The sequence below is a fragment of the Gordonibacter faecis genome (genome assembly GCF_030077735.1).
GTDB lineage: Bacteria > Actinomycetota > Coriobacteriia > Coriobacteriales > Eggerthellaceae > Gordonibacter > Gordonibacter faecis.
The window spans coordinates 63,281-81,574 of sequence record NZ_JASJEU010000003.1 but is presented as its reverse complement, the minus strand read 5'-3'; the positions used below and the strand labels follow the sequence as shown (position 1 = coordinate 81,574).

Sequence of the window (18,294 nt, the reverse complement as noted above, 5' to 3'; positions counted from 1 at the left end):
TGCGAAACGTTGTGATTACCCGAACAGCAGCAGCCAGGCGCGCGGGCCGTACACCACCACGGCCACCACCACGGACACGAGGGCGAAAATGAGCACTGCCCCGGCCGCACAGTCCTTCGCGCGGCGCGCCAATTCATGGTAGTCCGGCGACACGAGGTCCACCACCGACTCGATGGCCGTGTTCACGCACTCGGCCGCAAACACCGCCGCAATGCAGAGGATGACCGCCGCCCACGATGCGCCGTCAATGCCTAACGCCAAGCCCAGCGCCACCGCCACCACGGCTATGACCAGGTGAATCTTCATATTGCGCTGCGTGCGTACCACATAGGCAATGCCGTCAAACGCACACTTGAAAGCGCGAATCAGCGAAAAGCGCGCCCGCGCTTCCTTCGCTTGCTCGTTGCGGACGAATCCCGCCGGAGCCTCTGGCTGCGTGTCAGAGCCGCCGCCCGCCGCTGAGCGCTCTTCGTCGTCCATAGCGTTCGACGCATCCATGAAAGCCCCCTTCGGCGTTAGCGCTTCGACCACGCCTCAAGGATGTCGGCCTCGCGCTTCTCCATGACTTCGGCCTCGTCGTCGGCGATGTGGTCGTAGCCGCAGAGGTGCAGCAGGCCGTGCACCAAAAGCAGGCTGATTTCCTCTTCGAACGTGGTGCCAAACTCGCGCGTCTGACGGCTGGCCACGTCGGGCGCAATGATGACATCACCCAGCTCAAAGATGGGGTCTTCCGCTAGTGTCATCGCGGACAGGTCGTCGTCCACGCCATCGCATTCAAACGACAGCACGTCGGTGGGGCCTTCCTTGTGGCGATACTTTTCGTTGAGTTCGGCGATAGCCTCGTCCGTCACGAAGCTGATGGACACCTCGGTGTTGAACGGCTTATCTTCGCGTGTGAGCACAAACTGCGCCAGCTCGTGCAGCGGCAGCTTCTCCAGCTCGTCTTTGCGATAATCGTAGTTGATCTGAATATCCATGTCTCAAGCCTTCCTGCTTGCCTCGTCGTAGGCGGCAACGATGGCCGCCACCAGCGAGTGGCGCACCACGTCTTTGCCGGTGAAGTCACAAAACGCGATGTCATCGATGCCTTCCAGCACGCTGCGCACGCCTTTGAGGCCCGAGATGCCACGCGGCAAGTCAAGCTGCGTCACGTCGCCCGTGATGACCATTTTCGAGCCGAAGCCCAGGCGCGTAAGGAACATTTTCATCTGCTCGGGCGTGGTGTTTTGCGCCTCGTCAAGGATGATGAAACTGTCGTTGAGTGTACGGCCGCGCATGAACGCGAGCGGGGCAATTTCGATGACGCCGTTTTCGATGAGCTGCGTGGCGCGTTCCATGTCGGTCATGTCGAAGAGCGCGTCGTAGAGCGGGCGAATGTAAGGATCCACCTTTTCGGTGAGGGTGCCCGGCAGAAATCCCAGGCTCTCCCCCGCCTCCACCACGGGGCGCGTGAGAATGATGCGGCCAACTTCCTTGCGCTTGAGCGCAGCCACGGCCATGGCCATGGCGAGGTAGGTTTTGCCGGTACCTGCAGGCCCGATGCCAAAGGTGATGGTGTTGGTGCGAATGGCGTCCACATAGCGCTTCTGACCGGCCGTTTTGGGGCGGATGGCGCGCCCGCGATACGTGAGCAGAATGTCCTCGCGCAGCGCGGTGGGCGAAAACTCCGCCGTGTGCAAAAGGTCGATGGCGTGGCGCACGTAGTCAACCGTAGGCGTTTCGCCGTTTTCCGCCAGCTTAATAAGGTCACTGAACAGCGCGGTGAGCGACTGCACCTCAAGCGGGTCGCCTTCAAGCACAATGGTGTCACCACGCACGGTGATGCGCGCCGCGAAGGCGTCTTGCACAAGATGGAGCAACTCGTCGGCCTGTCCCACCACGAGCGCCATATTCACGCTGGTAGGAGCCGTGAGAGTAATTTGCGTCTGGTCTGTCATACGGTCATTGTACCACGGGGTCTCATGCCGCAGGCCGATGTCACCGAACCGACAAGGGAAAATAGTGCACGTGCACAAATAGTGAAGCTTTGCGTGGCGGTTTCCAGTGCGTGGCGCTGGCGCGTTCGCCTGCCAGAGCTGCTTCTTAGTGGCATGCGCTTGGTAGGTCGAGACATATCAGGCCGCCGGGAAGCGCGTCGGCGGGTGCAGGAATCTCATAGTAGCTTTCGGTCATGGCGGTTTGGTTTTCTTCTACGAGGGCGAACTCTTGGGTGCCAGCGCGGCGCGCGTAGTCGGCAGCGCGGAGGTCATCACTGAGGGTGCGGAGGGTGGCGGCGCGGGTGGCTTTGACCTCGGGTTTCACCTGATCGGCGCGGACGGCAGCCGGAGTGCCTTCGCGACGCGAGTAGGGAAAGACGTGGATTTTGGAAAAGGCGCAGGCGCGCGCGAGGGCGAGCGATTCCTGGAAGTCTTCCTCGGTTTCGCCCGGAAAGCCTACGATGATGTCGGTGGAGAGCGCGAGTTCAGGCACACGGGCGCGCAGCTTATCAACAAGGGCGCGATACGTCTCGGCATCATAGGGACGCGCCATTTCGCGCAGCACCTTGGAGCTGCCAGATTGCAGCGGCAGGTGCAGATGACGGCACACGCGGCCCTCGGCTTCGGCCAACAGGTCAATAAGCGCGTCGTCCACATCGCGCGGTTCAATGCTGGAGATGCGGAAGCGCACGGGCGGCTCGCCGGTTTTATGCAGGTGTGCGGTTACGGCGAGAAGCCGACGCAGCAAGGCGGCGAGGCGTGTTGCTGCGGGGTCGCGTCGGCTCGTGCCTCCGTCACGGTAGGAGCCCAGGTTGATGCCGGTAAGGACAATCTCCTTCACGCCGGCCTCTGCGTAGGCAACGCATTCGCGCACCACTTCATCGGCGAGGCGACTGGTCGCACGGCCACGCGCTACGTGCACAATGCAGTAGGTACACGCATTGTCGCACCCATCCTGCACCTTCACGCCGACGCGCGTGCGGAAGCCCTCGCCCAGGCGCAGCAGCGGCGCGGAGTGATGCTCCGCACCTTCTGCGGACAGAGCAGCTTCCTCTTCTTCGAGCGATGTGTCCGACAATAACGCGAGTTCAGCGACGCGTTCGTACAGTGTTGCCTTCCCCACGGTTTCCACACGTGTGTCAAGTCCCTCGTAGAAGGCGGCGTCGATCGCGGCGGCACAGCCGGTGACGAGCACGCGAGCGTGATCGTTCGCACGAAGGGCGTGGCGCACGGCCTTGCGGGTTTTCTTTTCGGCCTCACCGGTGACCGTGCAGGTGTTTACCACAATGAGGTCGGCGTCTTCTTCGCGCGTTTCGGTTCCGTGGGCAGCCAAGAGGGCCGCCGCATCGTCGGACTCTACGCGATTTACCTTGCACCCCAGGTTAACAACACAGAAGTTCATCGTGCAAACTCCACCTGTGCGGCCCCGCGAGCCAAACGCCGCAGTTCATGCAGCACGAGCGCAGGCGCAACCACGCCAGCAGTTTCAGTACGCAGAATGGAAGGGCCCAGCGTGGCGAGCGCCGCGTGCGCGTTGCAGGTCATAAGCGCGTCGACTTCAGCGTGCGTGAGACCCCCCTCGGGACCCACCACCACTGCCACGCACGCCTCATCAGGTGCGACGTCCGCAGTGGCAAGGGCACCAGCAAGCGCCTCGTCCAAATACGCTGTCCCAGGAGCTTCTTCCCAACACACGAGCACCGCCGTCGCGTCTGCAAGAGAAGCACTCGCATCCTTAATCGCTGCCGGTTCAGTTACCTCGGGCACGAACCGACGCCCCGACTGCATGGCCGCACTCTTTGCGATGGCACGCCAGCGCTCGGTTTTCGCCGCCGTCTTCTTCGCATCAAGCTTGACGATGGAGCGCTCGCACACCAAGGGCACAAAGGTCGTTACGCCCAACTCCGTCGCGTGGCGTATGACCTCGTCCATCTTGTCGCCCTTGGCGAGGCCTTGCACGAGCACTACCTGCGGCTCCGTTTCAGCCGCACCGAATCGCTGCGCGATACGCACGAGCGGCTCAGCGTCATCAAACGAAACGATTTCGCATTCGAAATAGTCACGAGCCGCATCAACCACCGCCACATGCTCGCCCACAGCAAGCCTCAGCACCCGCGCATGCTTCGCGTCATCCCGCGAAAGCCGCAAAGAAAACGCCTCAGCCCCCTCATCAGCAAGCACCTGTTCCTCAAGGTAAAAATGCGGCAGCGACATACCGTTCCTAACTTAATTAAAAGCGTCGCGAAGTTTTTGCAAAGGCGTGCGGGCGTCGGAGACGTCCTCGCCGAGTTCTTCAGCCAACTGCTCCAACAGTTCGCGCTGCTTTTTCGTGAGTTTCTTGGGAACCACTACGTTCACGTGTACGAACAAGTCGCCGCGCGCGTCGCTACGGAATTTCGGCATGCCGTAGTCCTTGACGCGCACCACCTGCTCGTTTTGGCAGCCCTCGGGGATGCGCACCTGCACCTTTTCGTCTTCAAAGATGCCGTCAATTTCAATTTCTGCACCAAGCGCCGCTTGCACGATGGACACGTTCGCCCGCGCGTGCAGATGGTCGCCGTCGCGCTCAAAGAACTCGTGAGGCTGAATGCGCACCGTGACAATGAGGTCGCCGGGAGCGGCGCCCTGCATGCCGGCTTCACCGAAGCCCGACAAGCGCAGTTGCTGCGAGTCGCGAATGCCCACAGGCACTTCCACGGTCACACGCTGGCGGTCGGGTACACGACCCTGACCCTCACACTCAGGACAGGGGTTCTCCACCGAGCGGCCCGTGCCGCCGCAGGTTTTGCACGTGGTAGCCGTTTGCATGTCGCCCAAGAACGTATGCTGCACGGTGACCACACGGCCCTGGCCGTTGCAGTCGGGGCAGGTGATTTCGCGGCCATCTTCGCCCAGGCCCGAACCATCACAGTCGGGGCACGGCGCCAGACGATCGTAAACAATTTCCTTCTTCGCACCAGAAGCCACTTCTTCCAGCGTAACACGCAGGCCCACGCCCATATCGCGGCCTTCACGACGCTGCTGCTGACGCCCGCCGGCCGCGCCGCCAAAGAACGAGCTGAAGATGTCGCCCATGCCAAAGCCGCCGCCGAACAGATCTTCAAAGTCCACGTAGCCGCCGCCCCCGTAGGGGTTGCCGCCGCCCGCCGCGCCAGGAATGGTGCCGAAACGGTCGTACTGCGCGCGCTTCGCCGGATCGCTCAGCACGTCGTACGCCTCATTCAGTTCCTTGAACTGGTCTTCGGCGTCGGGCGCCTTGTTCACATCGGGGTGAAGCTCGCGCGCTCGACGACGAAACGCCTTTTTGATCTCGTCCTCAGTGGCGTTCTTGGAAACACCCAGAACCTCGTACAGATCCTTGGCCATTGCTTTTCCGCGTACCTTTCCTCACGGGCGGCGCATCCCTCGCGCGCTACCCAACCTTATACGTCCTGAAGCGCCGCACTCGCAATGCGTACTGCGCGCAGCACCTTCGAATAATCCATGCGCGTGGGACCCACGACCGCCACAACCCCAGCTGACGCACCGCGCCCGTAGCGACTTGCCACCACCGACACGCCCGCAAGCTCCGCCGCCTCGTTTTCGCTGCCGATGCGCACGCAAGGAATGCCACCGGTTTGTCGCGCCACGTCGTCGAGCACATGCAGCAACACCGTATCGTCCTCAAGCACCTGCATGACAGGAAGCAGCGCCTGCGACTGGCTGAACTCGGGTTTTGTGAGCAGTGAACTCACGCCCAGCCGATGCGCGCGCGACAACTCGCTTTCCTGTAAGCACGACAACACTTCGTCAAGCGCCATGCGCACGAGCGGATCGCGAAACGCCTCAACCATGCCCTGGCCGAGGCCGTCTTCAATCTGCTGGAGCGACTTGCCGGTAAACACTTCGCTGAGAAACGCCTGCACACGGGCGAGGTCATCCGCGCCCACTTCTTCGGCGAACTCCATTTGGCGGTTGAATACCTGCCCGTCTTCCGTCACCAGCACCACCAGCGCGCGGTACGGATTGAGCGAGATGAGCGACAACTGTTTAATGTGGAGCTTCAACACCGACGGTGCCAGCACGATAGACAGGCAATCCGTCAGGCGCGTAAGCGCAGATGAGGTTTGCTCAAGAAGGGCATCAAGTTCGCTTGCGCTACGACGCAGTTCTTCAACAACAGGAAGATAGCGCTCATCATCGCCCGAGAAATCCGCATCAAGCAGATTGTCCACAAACGCGCGATACCCGTGATCGGTTGGAATACGCCCCGCCGAGGTGTGCGGCTGGGTGATGTAGCCCCCATCCTCAAGCACGGACAGTTCGTTGCGCACCGTAGCCGGACTCACGCCCAGGTGGTAGCGCTCCGTAAGCGTGCGCGAGCCCACCGGCAGAGCGCGCGCAACATATTCTTCTATGAGCGCAGCAAGCACTCGCTGCCTGCGATCTGATAGCACGCTTCCCCACCTTCCTCTCTCGCCTTGCATCTCTCTTCACATCCGTTCTCCGAACGGCACCAACGCATCATTTTAGCAGCCGATGCAAGAGAGTGCTAAGAAAAACGGGAAATATGAATACAGTTTCCTCACCGCCACGAGTTCTCCCTTGCTTTTTGCTGGCGCACCAGCGTTACATGCTTTGTTTAAGGGGCGAGGTCGAAGAGTTCGCCGTAGAGGGTGTTGCCGCAGAGCCAGCCTTGTTCGGTGGGGCGCCAGCGGCCGTCTTTGTGCACGACAAAGCCTTCGCCCGCAAGGCGCTCAAGTGTGGCAGGCGCTTCGGGTAGAAGTGCAGCGGCGCGTTCCACCTGGTCATCGGAGATACCACGGGTCATACGCATGCCAAGCATAAGGTCCTCGGCCGCCATCTGACGCGCGTCGAGGTCGTCAGTGACCTGGCCATCTTTCACGCGCATGCGGCGCTCGGCGTTCTGCGTCATCGTGGCGGCCGAGCGACCAAGACCGAGGTACGGCACACCCGTCCAGTACGCACTATTATGGCGACTTTGGAAACCAGGGCGCGCGTAGCTGGCCACTTCGTAGCGCTCGAAACCCGCTTCGGTGAGCACACGAGCGGCGAGCTCCATATGCGCCGCCTCCACGTCATCGTCGGGCTCTTCCATCTCACCCGCCAATACCGCAAGGTCAAAGGGTGTGTGCGGCTCAATAGTAAGCGGATACACACTCACATGCGCCACCCCAAGCGCCACGGCTTCGCGCACACTTGCTTCGAAGCTTTCCACACTCTGACCAGGGATGCCACACATAAGATCCACGCTCACGTTCTCAAAGCGCGTCTGCGCCGCCGCAATGGCCCGCCGCGCGTCATCGGCCGAATGCGCACGCCCGAGCACCGCCAACACCTCATCATCGAAACTCTGCACGCCAAGCGACAACCGATTCACGCCAAGCGCCCACACGTCGCGCACCATACGCTCGGTGAGACTCTCTGGATTCGCCTCCATGGTACACTCCACCTCAGGCGTGAGGTGCATCGAAAGCGACAAGGTATACAGCAGCATCGACAACCGCGAAAGCCCAACATGCGACGGCGTGCCACCTCCCAGATACACCGTCTCAAGGGCGCCCAACTCCCCCTCCTTCGCCTTACGGCGAATCTGGAGCGAAAGGTCCTCCACATACGCATCAATCTCCGGCGAATCCCCCGCCACCGCCGAGGTCGCAAAGTCGCAGTAAGCACACCTCTTCACACAAAACGGCAGATGCAAATAAAGCGCCCTATAAGGATCATGCGGCATACTAAATCCCTTTCAACTAACCCAAATGTCAGGGACGGAACCCTCCCCCCTCTCTCAAGGGCTTCCGGGAGCCGTTCCACCTGGTTGATATTACGCCCGTACGTCGCTCATTTCGACCAGTAATGACGAGCACCAGAATAGCGGAAACGTAGCGCCGAGCGGGCGATTGCGCTCACCAAGCGAGTTCCGCACGAGCCGAACAGCCCAGTGGGCTGTTCGTGCGAGCCCAGGACTGTCCGAGCGACTGAACGTTATCGCCCACTCGGCGCGGACGAACCCACATATTCCAGTAACTCGTCAAACACCGCGTCGAAATCTTCCACCGACACGCAGGCATTGATTTTGCCGCGGGCTGCGGCGGCTCCCGGGAGCCCGGCCATATACCACATGGCGTGTTTACGCATGCGCACAATGTTTTTGCCTTCGCGCTGAGCGAGCAAGCGCGCGTGACGACGCGCCATCGCGATGCGCTCTTCAACCGTTGGAAGCGGTGGCTCCATCTCACCGGCCAGCGCGGCTTTGGCCTGGGCGAACACCCAGGGGTTGCCCTCGGCTCCGCGCGCAATCATTACGGCATCGCACCCCGTGCGCTCTACCATGGCCACGGCATCCGCGCCGCAACGCACGTCTCCATTGCCAACTACCGGCACGCTCACCGCTTCCTTCACCCGCGCGATGACGCCCCAATCGGCCGACCCGCGATACAACTGCTCGGCGAAACGCCCATGCACCGCCACCGCGCACGCGCCAGCCTCTTCCATACGCTGCGCGAACGCGGGCGCCGATTCCTCACCCTCGGCCCAGCCGCGACGAAACTTCACCGTCACCGGATGCGCCACTGCTGCACGCACCGCGCGCACGATGGCAGCCGCCAGTTCGGGCTCCTTCATGAGCGCCGAGCCATCGCCCTTGGACACAATCTTACGCGCAGGACACCCCATATTTATGTCGAGGTAGGCAAGCGAGTCGCCCATCTCATCTTCGATCCAAGCCGCCTGCGCAGCCATCGTGTCCGGCTCATGCCCGAACAGCTGCACCGCCACCTGATCTTCGCCTTCCGCCAGGTGCAGCAAATGACGCGTCTTCTCGTTCGCGTACGAAAGCCCCTTCGCCGACACCATCTCGGTGTAGGTGAGATCGGCCCCCTGCTCGCGACAGAGCGTCCGAAACGCCTCGTCACTCACCCCCGCCATCGGCGCAAGCAGCAGATTATGAGATTGGAAAAAGTCGAACATGCCGCCCGTTACACCCACACAATTTCGCTTTTGCGGTCCTTGGGAGCTGTTTCGGCAGCGGCATAGCCGAGGGCGCAGATGCCGTGGACCTCATAGTCGGCGGGCACGCCAAGGGCGTCAAGTTCGGCGCGCACGTCGGGTTCGTTGCAGATGCCCTGCAGTTGGTTGATCCACACACTGCCAATTCCCAAACTATGAGCGGCCAAGAACATGGTTTGCAGCGCACAGCCATCGTCCTCACGGCCAAAGGCAGCGCCTTTCTTGTGCGCCACGATGATGGCCGCTTGCGGGCGATACATGTCATAAGCCTCGTTCACCAGCACCGCGCCCATGACCTCGGCCAACTGCGCAATGCGGGCGGCATCTTCCATCACCACAAACGTCCACTCCTGACGATTCATGGCGGAAGGTGCCCACTGACCGCAGGTAACAATGGTCTCCAGGTCCTCGTGCGGCACGGGGCGCTCTTCGAACTTGCGGATAGAGCGTCGGCTCATAATGTTTTCAATCACCGGGTTAGTCTTCATGCCTTGCTCCCTTCATCCGTGCGCTCATCAGCTACGATGCCAAAACGTTGAGCATGTTCACCAACGTAAGCACAATGAGCACAACCACCGCCGCCACTACGAGCAAACAGCCACACCCCAGCGCCAATTTCATGCCACCTGACGTGGTAGCCTGTTCCTCAGCCCGCGCCGCCTTCTTCTCATCAAACGGATCGTCAAGCCAATCAAACTCGTCTTTACTCTTCCGCGCCATATATCTACTTCCCTATGGTTACAGCCAAAACAACTATCAATACCACCACAATAAATACCAATACAGCCGCCACTCCGCGGCCCATACTCTTGCGATCTTTCAAACTAAGCGTCTCCGGATCCTGCGGAAACGAACTCAACAGTTCAACATGCCCTCGGCACAATGTCACAATAAGAGTAATAAACGCCGCAGCAATCAGCGCTCCAACAATGGCGACCGGGGCATCCATATCAGTCGTCTACTTTCAGGATGGCCATGAAGGCTTCTTGGGGGACTTCTACGTTGCCGATGTTCTTCATGCGTTTCTTGCCGGCCTTTTGCTTTTCCAACAGCTTGCGCTTGCGACTGATGTCGCCGCCGTAGCACTTCGCCAGCACGTCTTTGCGCTTCGCTTTCACCGTTTCGCGCGCGAGCACGCGGCCTCCGATGGCGGCTTGGATGGGCACCTCAAACATCTGACGAGGGATAATGGAGCGCAGCTTCTCAGTGAGTATGCGTCCACGCTCATACGCCTTGTCCTTGTGGATGATGAACGACAGCGCGTCCACCGGCTTGCCCGACAGCAGAATATCCAGCTTCACCAGCTTGCTGGGTTTGTAGCCGTCGAAGTCGTAGTCGAGGCTGGCGTAGCCCTTCGTGTTGGACTTCAGCTTGTCGAAGTAGTCCATGATGAGCTCCGACAGCGGAATTTCCCAGATCATCTCCACCGTTGTGGGCGACAGGTAGTTCATGGTGATGAACGTGCCACGTCGCGCGGTGGTGAGTTCCATCACCGCACCCACGTAGTCAGGCGGAATGAGGATTTTCGCCTTGAGGTAGGGTTCTTCGATGCGTTCGATCTCACCAGGATCGGGCATTTCCTGCGGGCTGTGCAGCGAAATCATTTCGCCACCTTGGCGATACACGTGGTACTCCACCGAGGGCGCCGTGGCCAAAAGGTCCAGGCCGAACTCGCGCTCAAGGCGCTCCTTGATAACTTCCATGTGCAGAAGCCCCAAAAAGCCTACGCGGAAGCCGAAGCCCAGCGCGTGCGACTTTTCCGGCTCCCAAGCAAGCGCCGGGTCGTTGAGCGAAAGCTTCTCCAGCGCCTCCTTCAGCGGCTCGTACTGGTCGCCGTCGATGGGGAATAAGCCGGTGAACACCATGGGCTTGGCCTCGCGATAGCCCGGCAGCGGCTCGTCTACCCCGCCGCGAACGGCCGTGATAGTGTCGCCCACCTTCACCTGGCGCACGTCCTTCAAGCCCGTGACCAGGTAACCTACCTCACCCACAGAAAGCGTCGGCAGCGGCGTCTCGGCAGGGCGGCGCGCGCCTACCTCTTCCACCAGCACTTCGGTGCCCGTAGCCATCATAAGTACGCGGTCGCCCTTCTTCATGGAGCCGTCCACCACGCGCACGAGCGCCACCACGCCGCGGTACGGGTCGAAATACGAGTCGAAGATGAGCGCGCGCAAAGGCGCGTCGGCGTCACCCATTGGCGAGGGGATGTTGTACACGATGGCTTCCAGCAGATCATGCACGCCCACGCCGGTTTTGCCGGAAGCGAGCACCGCGTCATCAGCGGGAATGGCGAGGCCTTCCTCAATTTCTTCGCGCACGCGGTCGGGCTCGGCCGCCGGCAGGTCAATCTTGTTGATGAGCGGGATAATTTCCAAGTTCGCATTCATGGCCATCATGGCGTTGGCCACCGTCTGCGCCTCGACGCCCTGGGTGGCATCCACCACCAGCACGGCCCCTTCACACGCGGCAAGCGAGCGGCTTACCTCGTAGGTAAAGTCCACGTGACCCGGCGTGTCAATGAGGTTGAACTGGTACGTCTGTCCGTCGTCGGCCGTGTAATCCACGCGCACAGCCTGGCTCTTAATGGTGATGCCGCGCTCGCGCTCGATGTCCATGCTGTCCAGCAGCTGTTCCTGCATGTCGCGGTGCGCCACGGTACCCGTGAGCTCAAGGACGCGGTCAGAGAGCGTCGACTTGCCGTGGTCGATGTGTGCAATAATAGAGAAGTTGCGAATGTGGTTCGGGTCGGTCATGTCCTGTCTTTCACGTTGCACGCGCCCCGCACGCGGGGTCACGAAAAGGGAAACGAAAGGGTCATTTTACCTCATTCGCTCCAACAGCTTAACGACAGCTGTCCAAGCGCTCGATGAATCCACGCGAGTACGCTGTGTGCGTGCCTCAAAAATACGTGGTTTCGGCAAATTCTCGTGAAATTGGGCGAATCCTTTGGTATTCTATCGCATTGTGTATACAGCGATACGTGCGCGCGATGCTTTCCATCGCCGAATCCGCAGACGTGGCTGCGCTTTAGGATTCGTTTCGCTGGTGACCCGATTGGTCAGGAAACAGAGAAATCCCGCCTGTTTCACACGCAGTACGCCGCTTCTTGAAGTGGCCCGATCCTTTGCGGATCACGTGCGTGGCAATCGGCACCGGTGTGCTTAAGGGGCATGCGCCCGCAGCGCTGTATACGGTACGATTGACCGCAATAAAGCACGATCCATTGGAGGAAAGAACACACATGGCGAACATCAAGAGCCAAAAGAAGCGCATCATCACCAACGAGAAAGCCCGCATGCGCAATCGCGCGGTGAAGAGCGAGCTCAAGACTGCTATCCGTCGCGTCAAGGACGCTGTGGCTGCCGGCAACGGCGCCGAGGCGTACGCCGCCGCACTGGCCGCGTGCCGTCTGCTTGACAAGGCCGCTTCGAAGGGCGTCATCCACAAGAACCAAGCCGCTAACCGCAAGAGCGGTGTCATGCTGCTGGTGAAGGATGTCGTGACCGACGCCGACCGCGCCGCATACGTGAAGCCGGAGAAAAAGGAGCAGAAGACCGGCTCCAAGAAGGCTGCTGCGAAGGCTGCGCGCAAGGAAGCTCTGGCCGCCGCTTCCGCCGAGAAGGCGAAGCGTCGCGAGAAGACGCTGAAGGACGAGGCTGCCGCTGCAAAGCGCAAGGCGAAGGAGGCCGAAGAGGCTGCCAAGGCTGAGGCTGAGGCCGCTGCCGCCGAAGGTGCCGAAGAGGCTGCCGAATAGGTTTGATGCTTTTGGGATTGCTCCCGCGATCCATTCGCATATCAAGGTGAAGAAACCCCCGATACTTCGGGGGTTTCTTCGTGTGTGGGAGTGGGAGTGATGAGAGTTACTAGGAGCGCGTGGTTACCAGCAACACCCAGTCGAGGAAGGCGGCGTTGGGGTCGGTGCCACTTTTCATGGCGCGCTCGGTGTCGCGTGAGGATATGAGCGCTTGGCGCAGTTCGGCCGCCGTGAAGCCGCGGGCCCAGGTGGCGTGGTTCTTGCAACGCCAATCGGGAAGCTTGAGGGCGGCGGCAACGCCGCGTGGGTTGCCACGCTCTGCCAAGGAGCGCGCGCAAACCAGCTCGCGCAGGCGGGTGGTGCACATTGCAAGCAGCGCATGCGGCGACACTGAGTCCATGCGGCCCAGGTAGAGCAAACATTTGCGCGTATCGCGTGCGGCGAAGGCATCCACGAACTCCCAGGGTTTCACCTCAGCCGTGCGGCTGACCAAGCCCATGATCTCGTGTTCGTTCACCGCATCGGAACCGCGGTGCGCGAGCGCAATCTTCTTGAGTTCGTTGTCCAGGTGCACCGTATCTTCGCCCACGAGGTCAACGAGCACGTTTGCCGCACCTTCGGTCAGGGTGACGCCATGGCCGACCGCCAGAGCGCGCACGGTTTTGGGCAACTCATAGCGCTTGAGGGGGGCGCAGTCGATGACCGCCGTTTTGCCCAGCTTAGCAACCGCTTTGTAAAGGCGGGTGTTCTTGGCCAGCTTTTCGGCCACCAGCGCGAGCACGGTGGTTTCGTTCGGCGCTTCCAAATAGGTGACCAGCGCTTCTGCATCGGCCTTCTTGAGTTTGTCAGCCCCACGCACCTCCACGAGACGCACAGGGCTTGCGAACGGCACGGTATTACAGGCGGCCACGATGTCGCCGCCGAGGGCCGTTTCGCCATTAAATTCGTCTGAGTTAAACGACAGATCGCCCAGCTTAGCAAGGCGCACGCGCAGGCGCTTCATGACGGTGTCGCGCTTGAGCGCGTCTTCTCCCACAATGAGATAGACGGGCAACAGCGGCGCTTCTTGTTTCGTGTTTTGAGGCATGGCTGTATTTTACCGCAGCGTTTCCACGCGAATGCCGTCGGGTTGCAATATGCATGAAACGTCCCCCTCTTCGTCGGTACGTAGGATCTGAGCGCCCACTTCTTGGAGGGTTTCAAGCGTGACGGGTGCTGGGTGTCCGTAGCGGTTGCCTGCTCCGGCACTCACCAGTGCGAGACGTGGGGTTAACGCTTGGGCAAGCTCAGGCGTGAGGGCGTTTTTCGAGCCGTGATGGCCCACTTTGAGGACATCTACGTGGCCGACCGAGCCTTTGTCGACCATCTCTTGCAGCTGGTCGTGTTCGGCATCTCCGGTGAAGAGCGTGGTCCAATCGGTCACACCATCTGCGTCAACGTCGGCGCGCGCGAGCAGACACACGCTGTCGGCATTGCCCCCTTCATCTTGGAAGTGCTCGGGCCACACCACGTCGAGGTTGAAAGCACCGGCGCGAATCTTATCTCCCGCCGTGAGTCCTTCGACGTTGCCCTCCCCCACCAGGGCCTCGGCCGACGTACGCAAACTGGCGCAGGCTGCACAGCCGCATGAAAGCGCGTCGCGGGCGAGCAGGACGCTGTCCACCTGGACAACCCCCTTGAGCGATTCAAGGGAGCCGCAGTGGTCATCGTCACCGTGGGTGATCACCAGGGCATCGAGGTGCAGCACGCCGTGCCGCGCGAGCGCTTCGCGTAAGAGATTGTCTTTGTTGCCGGTGTCAACCAACACCGCCGCCGGCCCACTCCGGATAAGGAAGGCGTCACCCTGGCCGACATCGAGCATGACAATTTCGTTGCCAGCCGTACGGGGAATAATGATAACAACCAGGGCGAAGACCGCCACAAGCACGCCTGCCAACACCCCAACCACCCGCGCGCGTGCCTGCGGCCAAACAACCCAGAGCGCCACCATGCCAACCACAGTCAGGGCAAACGCCACACCGAGCGGGAGATTCACAGGAATGCTGGCGTAAGGCACCTCCGCAACCAGACGCACGAGGGCACAGAGGGCTTCAGCTCCCCCTTCGGCAGGAACCAAAAGAAAAGGCGCCGCACCTGGCACAAGCGCGCCCGCAAGAGCGGCCGCCAGCCCAAGACCACACACAGGCGCAAACAGAGGCGCGGTAACAACATTTGCAAGCGGCGAGATGAGTGACAGCTGCGAGAAGAGCGCCACCGCTAGGGGCTGCGCCACCACGCTTGATGCCACCGTGAGGGCAAGCGCGTCGGTGGCAAAGCGCGGCAGGCGCGGCACACAGCGCCTGATCCAGGCCGAAGCGAGGGGTACAAACAGCACAATGCCCAGCGTGGAGAGTGCTGAGAGCGCAAACGAAACCGATAGCGCCGTGGCGGGGTTGAGCACCACCGCGCCCACCATACACGCGCCGAGTGCACTGGCGCTGGCTGAACGTCGCCGCGCGAAGAATGATCCCAGTCCGCACAACGTCATGAGGGCAGCGCGCACGGCAGACACCGGCGCCGCCGACAGCGCGAGAAAGCACAGGATGAACGCCACCTGTGCGGCAATGGAAAATACACGAGGCGCACGCAAAGCACGCAGCACTGCGGCGGCAAGCGAACACACGATGACCAGGTGAGCGCCGGACACCGCCACCAAATGCGCCAACCCTGCCACCTTAAAGGCCTGATTGATATCCGTTTCGTTCAAGGCCGCACGCGACCCGCACACGAGCGCTTGCAGTACAGCAGCGCCCTCACTTCCCTGCGCTGAAAGCACGTCAAGCGCGCGCGAGCGCAGGGAGGTGAGGGCGCCAAGGGCATCCGTTCGTTCAAGGGGACGGACGTCGCGCGCGCGGGCCTCGGCCGCCACGCCGGTGCGCCAGCAGTAGTCGGCACTCTTCTCCGAAGGAGGCGCCAGCGACACAGCAGCCTCGAACACTTCCCCATAGCGCGGAGCGTAGGAGTCCTTTTCGAAGCTCAGGCGCACGTCCACCGCGCGCCCGTCGGGCAGACGGGCGCGCGCCGTTCCCTGCGAGCCATACAAACCCGGCGTGGCATCCTCAAGCGCTTCAAAACGCAGTATAGTTGCTGGCTGAGCTGCGACATCATGCTGGACTGTATGGAGAGCGGCCGCTCCTGCGCACCCGCAGGCGGCACCGGCGAGCGCACCGGTGAGCACACACCAGATAAGCGCACCGCGAAAGCGCCAAAGAAATGCCATAGCACCGCACGCCGCCGCACAGAAAGCGACGCCCTCCATGACACACACCGCCATATCCTGCACCCGCCCCACCGCAAACATGGCGGCGCAAGCAGCCCATAACCCCAGGCCAACGGCCAGCAAGGGCGGAATACTAGGGCGAATGGGATCCTCTGCGTGAGAGTGTTCGTCCACAACACTCACCCCACACTAATCTTGTCAGCCAAGTTGGCGAACTTTTTGTCACCAATGCCCGACACGCGCTTGAGATCTTCGATGCTTTTGAAGGGGCCGTTCGCTTCGCGGTCGGCAACAATTTTGTCGGCGGTGGAGGCACCGACGCCAGGTAACGTATCGAGTTCGGCAGCTGTGGCCCGGTTGATGTTGATTTTGCCACCCACCGCTGCACTAGGTGTAGAAGCTTGGGGCGCGGGTTCCCCCTCTGGTGAAGGAGGCGCTTCAACAGGTACGATAATCTGCTCGCCGTCTTCCACCTTGCGAGCAAGGTTCAAGCCGTCACGCAGCGCACCCTCGGCGAAACCTCCCGCTGCGTCCACCGCATCCTGCACACGCGCGCCCTCTGGGATGTCGTAGACCCCTGGGGTTATCACTGCCCCACCAACGTGCACGCGCACAAGTGTGGGCGCAGGCATATTTTCAGGGGAAGATTCCTCCTGATCAGCGGACGGTGTGCGCTCGACGGCGAATCCGTCGGCCGTCGCCGCACCCAGAAGCGCGCCACCCGCGCACACGACCACCACCAGCACGACCGCCGTCAACCCCACCAGTACTGGGAGCCGCGCCCCCGACAGATGCAGCTTCGCGCGCCACGACTCCGCGCTTTCCTGAAACGACATGAGGCCCTCCTCGGATCGCTCTCACCTTCTTTTACGATCCGATCGTAGCGCCGCAACCTTGCCGCTGGGCCGTCAGTCTACCGTCAAAAAGCCGCACAAATCTGGCACATTCCCAACGCCAGCACCGTCACCTACACGCCAAAAAGCCGGCGCGAACCAAGCGCATTCCCAACGCATTTACAACGCCGCTGGTCAGAAGCTTATAAGAGGGCCTTCTACCCCTGGGCGTTTTCTCGGCGTTTGCGGGGTTTGTAGGAGGGGCAGGCGTAGTCGCGTGGTTCGGCGGCATCAGCAATTTCAGCAACCCACGTCTCAATCGGTAGTGCCGACTCGGCCTCAAGCACCACTGAAACCTTCCCGTGCGTCTCGGGCGCGCGGGGCATGAACAGCGTGCAGCAATCGGGCGCATCCTGCGACGATATCTCAAAGGTGCCCAGCCGCTCCGCCTCGGCGATAATTTCCAGCTTGTCAGTACCAATGAGCGGGCGAAACACCGGCAACTTCACCGCTTCATCCGTGCAGCGGATGTTGTCGAGCGTTTGCGATGCCACCTGCCCCAGACTCTCGCCCGTCACGAGCGCGCCAGCTCCTTCGCGGCGCGCCAGTTCCTCGGCCACCTTAAACATGAGACGGCGATACATAATAACGCGCAGTTCAGGCGGTACGGTCAACGCAATTTCGCGCTGATAGTCGCCGAACGGCACCGTATACACGCGCCCGATGCAACCCGTGCGCTCCAGCACGCGTGCGATATCATCCACCAGATACTCGCTCGCATCCGAAGTCTGCGGCCGCCCCGAGAAATGCACGCCAATGCACACGGCCCCGCGACGCGCAAGCTTCCATGTGGCCACCGGCGAGTCGATACCACTCGACAGCAAGCACACCACCTTACCCGAGCTACCCACCGGAAGCCCACCCACACCCGGCACCGAGCGCGCGTACACGTACGCCGCGTTCTGTACCACCTCGACACCCACCGTGACGTCAGGGTTCTTCATTTTCACCTGCTTGTCGGGACAAGCCTCACAAAGCGCCCCGCCGATAATCTGGTTCATCTCCATGGAGTTCGTGGCGAAGTCGGTGTGATTGCGCCGCGCGGCCACCTTAAACGTGGCGAAGTCGCCAGCCTCCGCAAGGGCCACTACCGCCGCCTCGGCCATCTCGTCCAAGTCGCGCTCACACTTAAAGCCACTCGATACGCGCGCCACGCCCGGCACCTTGCTCACGATATCCGACGCCTCAACTGCCGTATCCCAACTGGTTCCCTCGCGCAGAAACACGCAGATGCGCCCCGAAATGCGATGGATCGTTACCACAGGGAAGTCCGCCAGCAGCGCCTCGAGGTTCTTCAAAAGCCGCATTTCGAACGAAGCGCGGTTGTGGCCCTTGAGACCAATTTCATGGTAGTGCACAAGGATGATACGTTGGAATTCAGTCATGAAGAAACTCCCCGGTCAA

At 61.3% G+C, this 18,294-nt stretch carries 18 protein-coding genes; 1 reads left to right on the top strand and 17 read right to left on the bottom strand.

The genetic code is table 11. From position 1 onward, the window contains the following. Positions 1 to 15: 15 nt before the first annotated feature. The 13 genes from QNJ86_RS00630 to lepA all read right to left on the bottom strand — a co-directional run bounded on the left by QNJ86_RS00630 (position 16) and on the right by lepA (position 11,737). The gene (locus QNJ86_RS00630) at positions 16 to 498 is read right to left on the bottom strand and encodes a diacylglycerol kinase family protein (RefSeq protein ID WP_283830627.1); all 483 of its coding nucleotides are present in this window, start codon (positions 496 to 498) and stop codon (positions 16 to 18) included. A 17-nt stretch (positions 499 to 515) separates the two neighbouring features. After that, positions 516 to 977 carry an rRNA maturation RNase YbeY gene (gene ybeY / locus QNJ86_RS00625; RefSeq protein ID WP_283830626.1) on the bottom strand — a complete coding sequence of 154 codons (462 nt, stop codon included), beginning with the start codon at positions 975 to 977 and terminating at the stop codon, positions 516 to 518. Between the two features lie 3 nt (positions 978 to 980). Then, positions 981 to 1,937, bottom strand: a complete 957-nt coding sequence (locus QNJ86_RS00620; RefSeq protein ID WP_283830625.1) for a PhoH family protein — start codon at positions 1,935 to 1,937, stop codon at positions 981 to 983. Positions 1,938 to 2,082: 145 nt separating this feature from the next. Then, the gene (locus tag QNJ86_RS00615) at positions 2,083 to 3,378 is read right to left on the bottom strand and encodes a MiaB/RimO family radical SAM methylthiotransferase (RefSeq protein WP_283830624.1); all 1,296 of its coding nucleotides are present in this window, start codon (positions 3,376 to 3,378) and stop codon (positions 2,083 to 2,085) included. Then, on the bottom strand, positions 3,375 to 4,190 hold the full coding sequence (locus QNJ86_RS00610) for an RsmE family RNA methyltransferase (protein WP_283830623.1): 816 nt from the start codon (positions 4,188 to 4,190) through the stop codon (positions 3,375 to 3,377). Before QNJ86_RS00610 ends, QNJ86_RS00615 begins: the two co-directional genes overlap by 4 nt. A 12-nt stretch (positions 4,191 to 4,202) precedes the next feature. Next, the gene (gene dnaJ / locus QNJ86_RS00605; RefSeq protein ID WP_283830622.1) at positions 4,203 to 5,342 is read right to left on the bottom strand and encodes a molecular chaperone DnaJ; all 1,140 of its coding nucleotides are present in this window, start codon (positions 5,340 to 5,342) and stop codon (positions 4,203 to 4,205) included. A gap of 56 nt (positions 5,343 to 5,398) precedes the next feature. After that, a complete protein-coding gene (hrcA, locus tag QNJ86_RS00600; protein WP_283830621.1) occupies positions 5,399 to 6,412 on the bottom strand; it encodes a heat-inducible transcriptional repressor HrcA in 1,014 nt (337 codons plus the stop codon). A gap of 185 nt (positions 6,413 to 6,597) precedes the next feature. Beyond that, entirely contained in the window at positions 6,598 to 7,710 is a 1,113-nt protein-coding gene (gene hemW / locus QNJ86_RS00595) for a radical SAM family heme chaperone HemW (protein ID WP_283830620.1), read from the bottom strand. A 251-nt stretch (positions 7,711 to 7,961) separates the two neighbouring features. Beyond that, complete coding sequence (gene dusB / locus QNJ86_RS00590; protein ID WP_283830901.1) at positions 7,962 to 8,945, bottom strand: tRNA dihydrouridine synthase DusB; 984 nt, start codon at positions 8,943 to 8,945, stop codon at positions 7,962 to 7,964. 8 nt (positions 8,946 to 8,953) lie between these two features. Next, a complete protein-coding gene (locus QNJ86_RS00585) occupies positions 8,954 to 9,472 on the bottom strand; it encodes a nitroreductase family protein (RefSeq protein WP_283830619.1) in 519 nt (172 codons plus the stop codon). A gap of 31 nt (positions 9,473 to 9,503) precedes the next feature. Further along, complete coding sequence (locus QNJ86_RS00580) at positions 9,504 to 9,704, bottom strand: hypothetical protein (protein WP_283830618.1); 201 nt, start codon at positions 9,702 to 9,704, stop codon at positions 9,504 to 9,506. A 4-nt stretch (positions 9,705 to 9,708) separates the two neighbouring features. Continuing rightward, positions 9,709 to 9,933: a hypothetical protein gene (locus QNJ86_RS00575; protein ID WP_283830617.1), complete on the bottom strand. Its 225-nt coding sequence runs from the start codon at positions 9,931 to 9,933 to the stop codon at positions 9,709 to 9,711. A gap of 1 nt (position 9,934) precedes the next feature. After that, a complete protein-coding gene (gene lepA, locus QNJ86_RS00570; protein ID WP_283830616.1) occupies positions 9,935 to 11,737 on the bottom strand; it encodes a translation elongation factor 4 in 1,803 nt (600 codons plus the stop codon). A 488-nt stretch (positions 11,738 to 12,225) separates the two neighbouring features. On the opposite strand from lepA, the gene rpsT reads away from it, so the two are divergent. Then, positions 12,226 to 12,738 (top strand): 30S ribosomal protein S20, encoded by a 513-nt coding sequence (gene rpsT, locus QNJ86_RS00565; RefSeq protein ID WP_283830615.1) that lies wholly within the window; start codon positions 12,226 to 12,228, stop codon positions 12,736 to 12,738. 109 nt (positions 12,739 to 12,847) lie between these two features. Here rpsT and holA read toward each other — a convergent pair whose 3' ends face one another. The 4 genes from holA to thiI all read right to left on the bottom strand — a co-directional run bounded on the left by holA (position 12,848) and on the right by thiI (position 18,275). Further along, on the bottom strand, positions 12,848 to 13,825 hold the full coding sequence (gene holA, locus QNJ86_RS00560; protein ID WP_283830614.1) for a DNA polymerase III subunit delta: 978 nt from the start codon (positions 13,823 to 13,825) through the stop codon (positions 12,848 to 12,850). Between the two features lie 9 nt (positions 13,826 to 13,834). Continuing rightward, positions 13,835 to 16,171, bottom strand: coding sequence for a DNA internalization-related competence protein ComEC/Rec2 (locus tag QNJ86_RS00555; RefSeq protein ID WP_283830613.1), 2,337 nt, complete (start codon positions 16,169 to 16,171; stop codon positions 13,835 to 13,837). Between the two features lie 5 nt (positions 16,172 to 16,176). Further along, positions 16,177 to 16,833 (bottom strand): ComEA family DNA-binding protein, encoded by a 657-nt coding sequence (locus QNJ86_RS00550; protein ID WP_283830612.1) that lies wholly within the window; start codon positions 16,831 to 16,833, stop codon positions 16,177 to 16,179. Positions 16,834 to 17,048: 215 nt separating this feature from the next. Beyond that, positions 17,049 to 18,275, bottom strand: coding sequence for a tRNA uracil 4-sulfurtransferase ThiI (gene thiI, locus QNJ86_RS00545; RefSeq protein WP_283830611.1), 1,227 nt, complete (start codon positions 18,273 to 18,275; stop codon positions 17,049 to 17,051). Between the last annotated feature and the right edge of the window lie 19 nt (positions 18,276 to 18,294).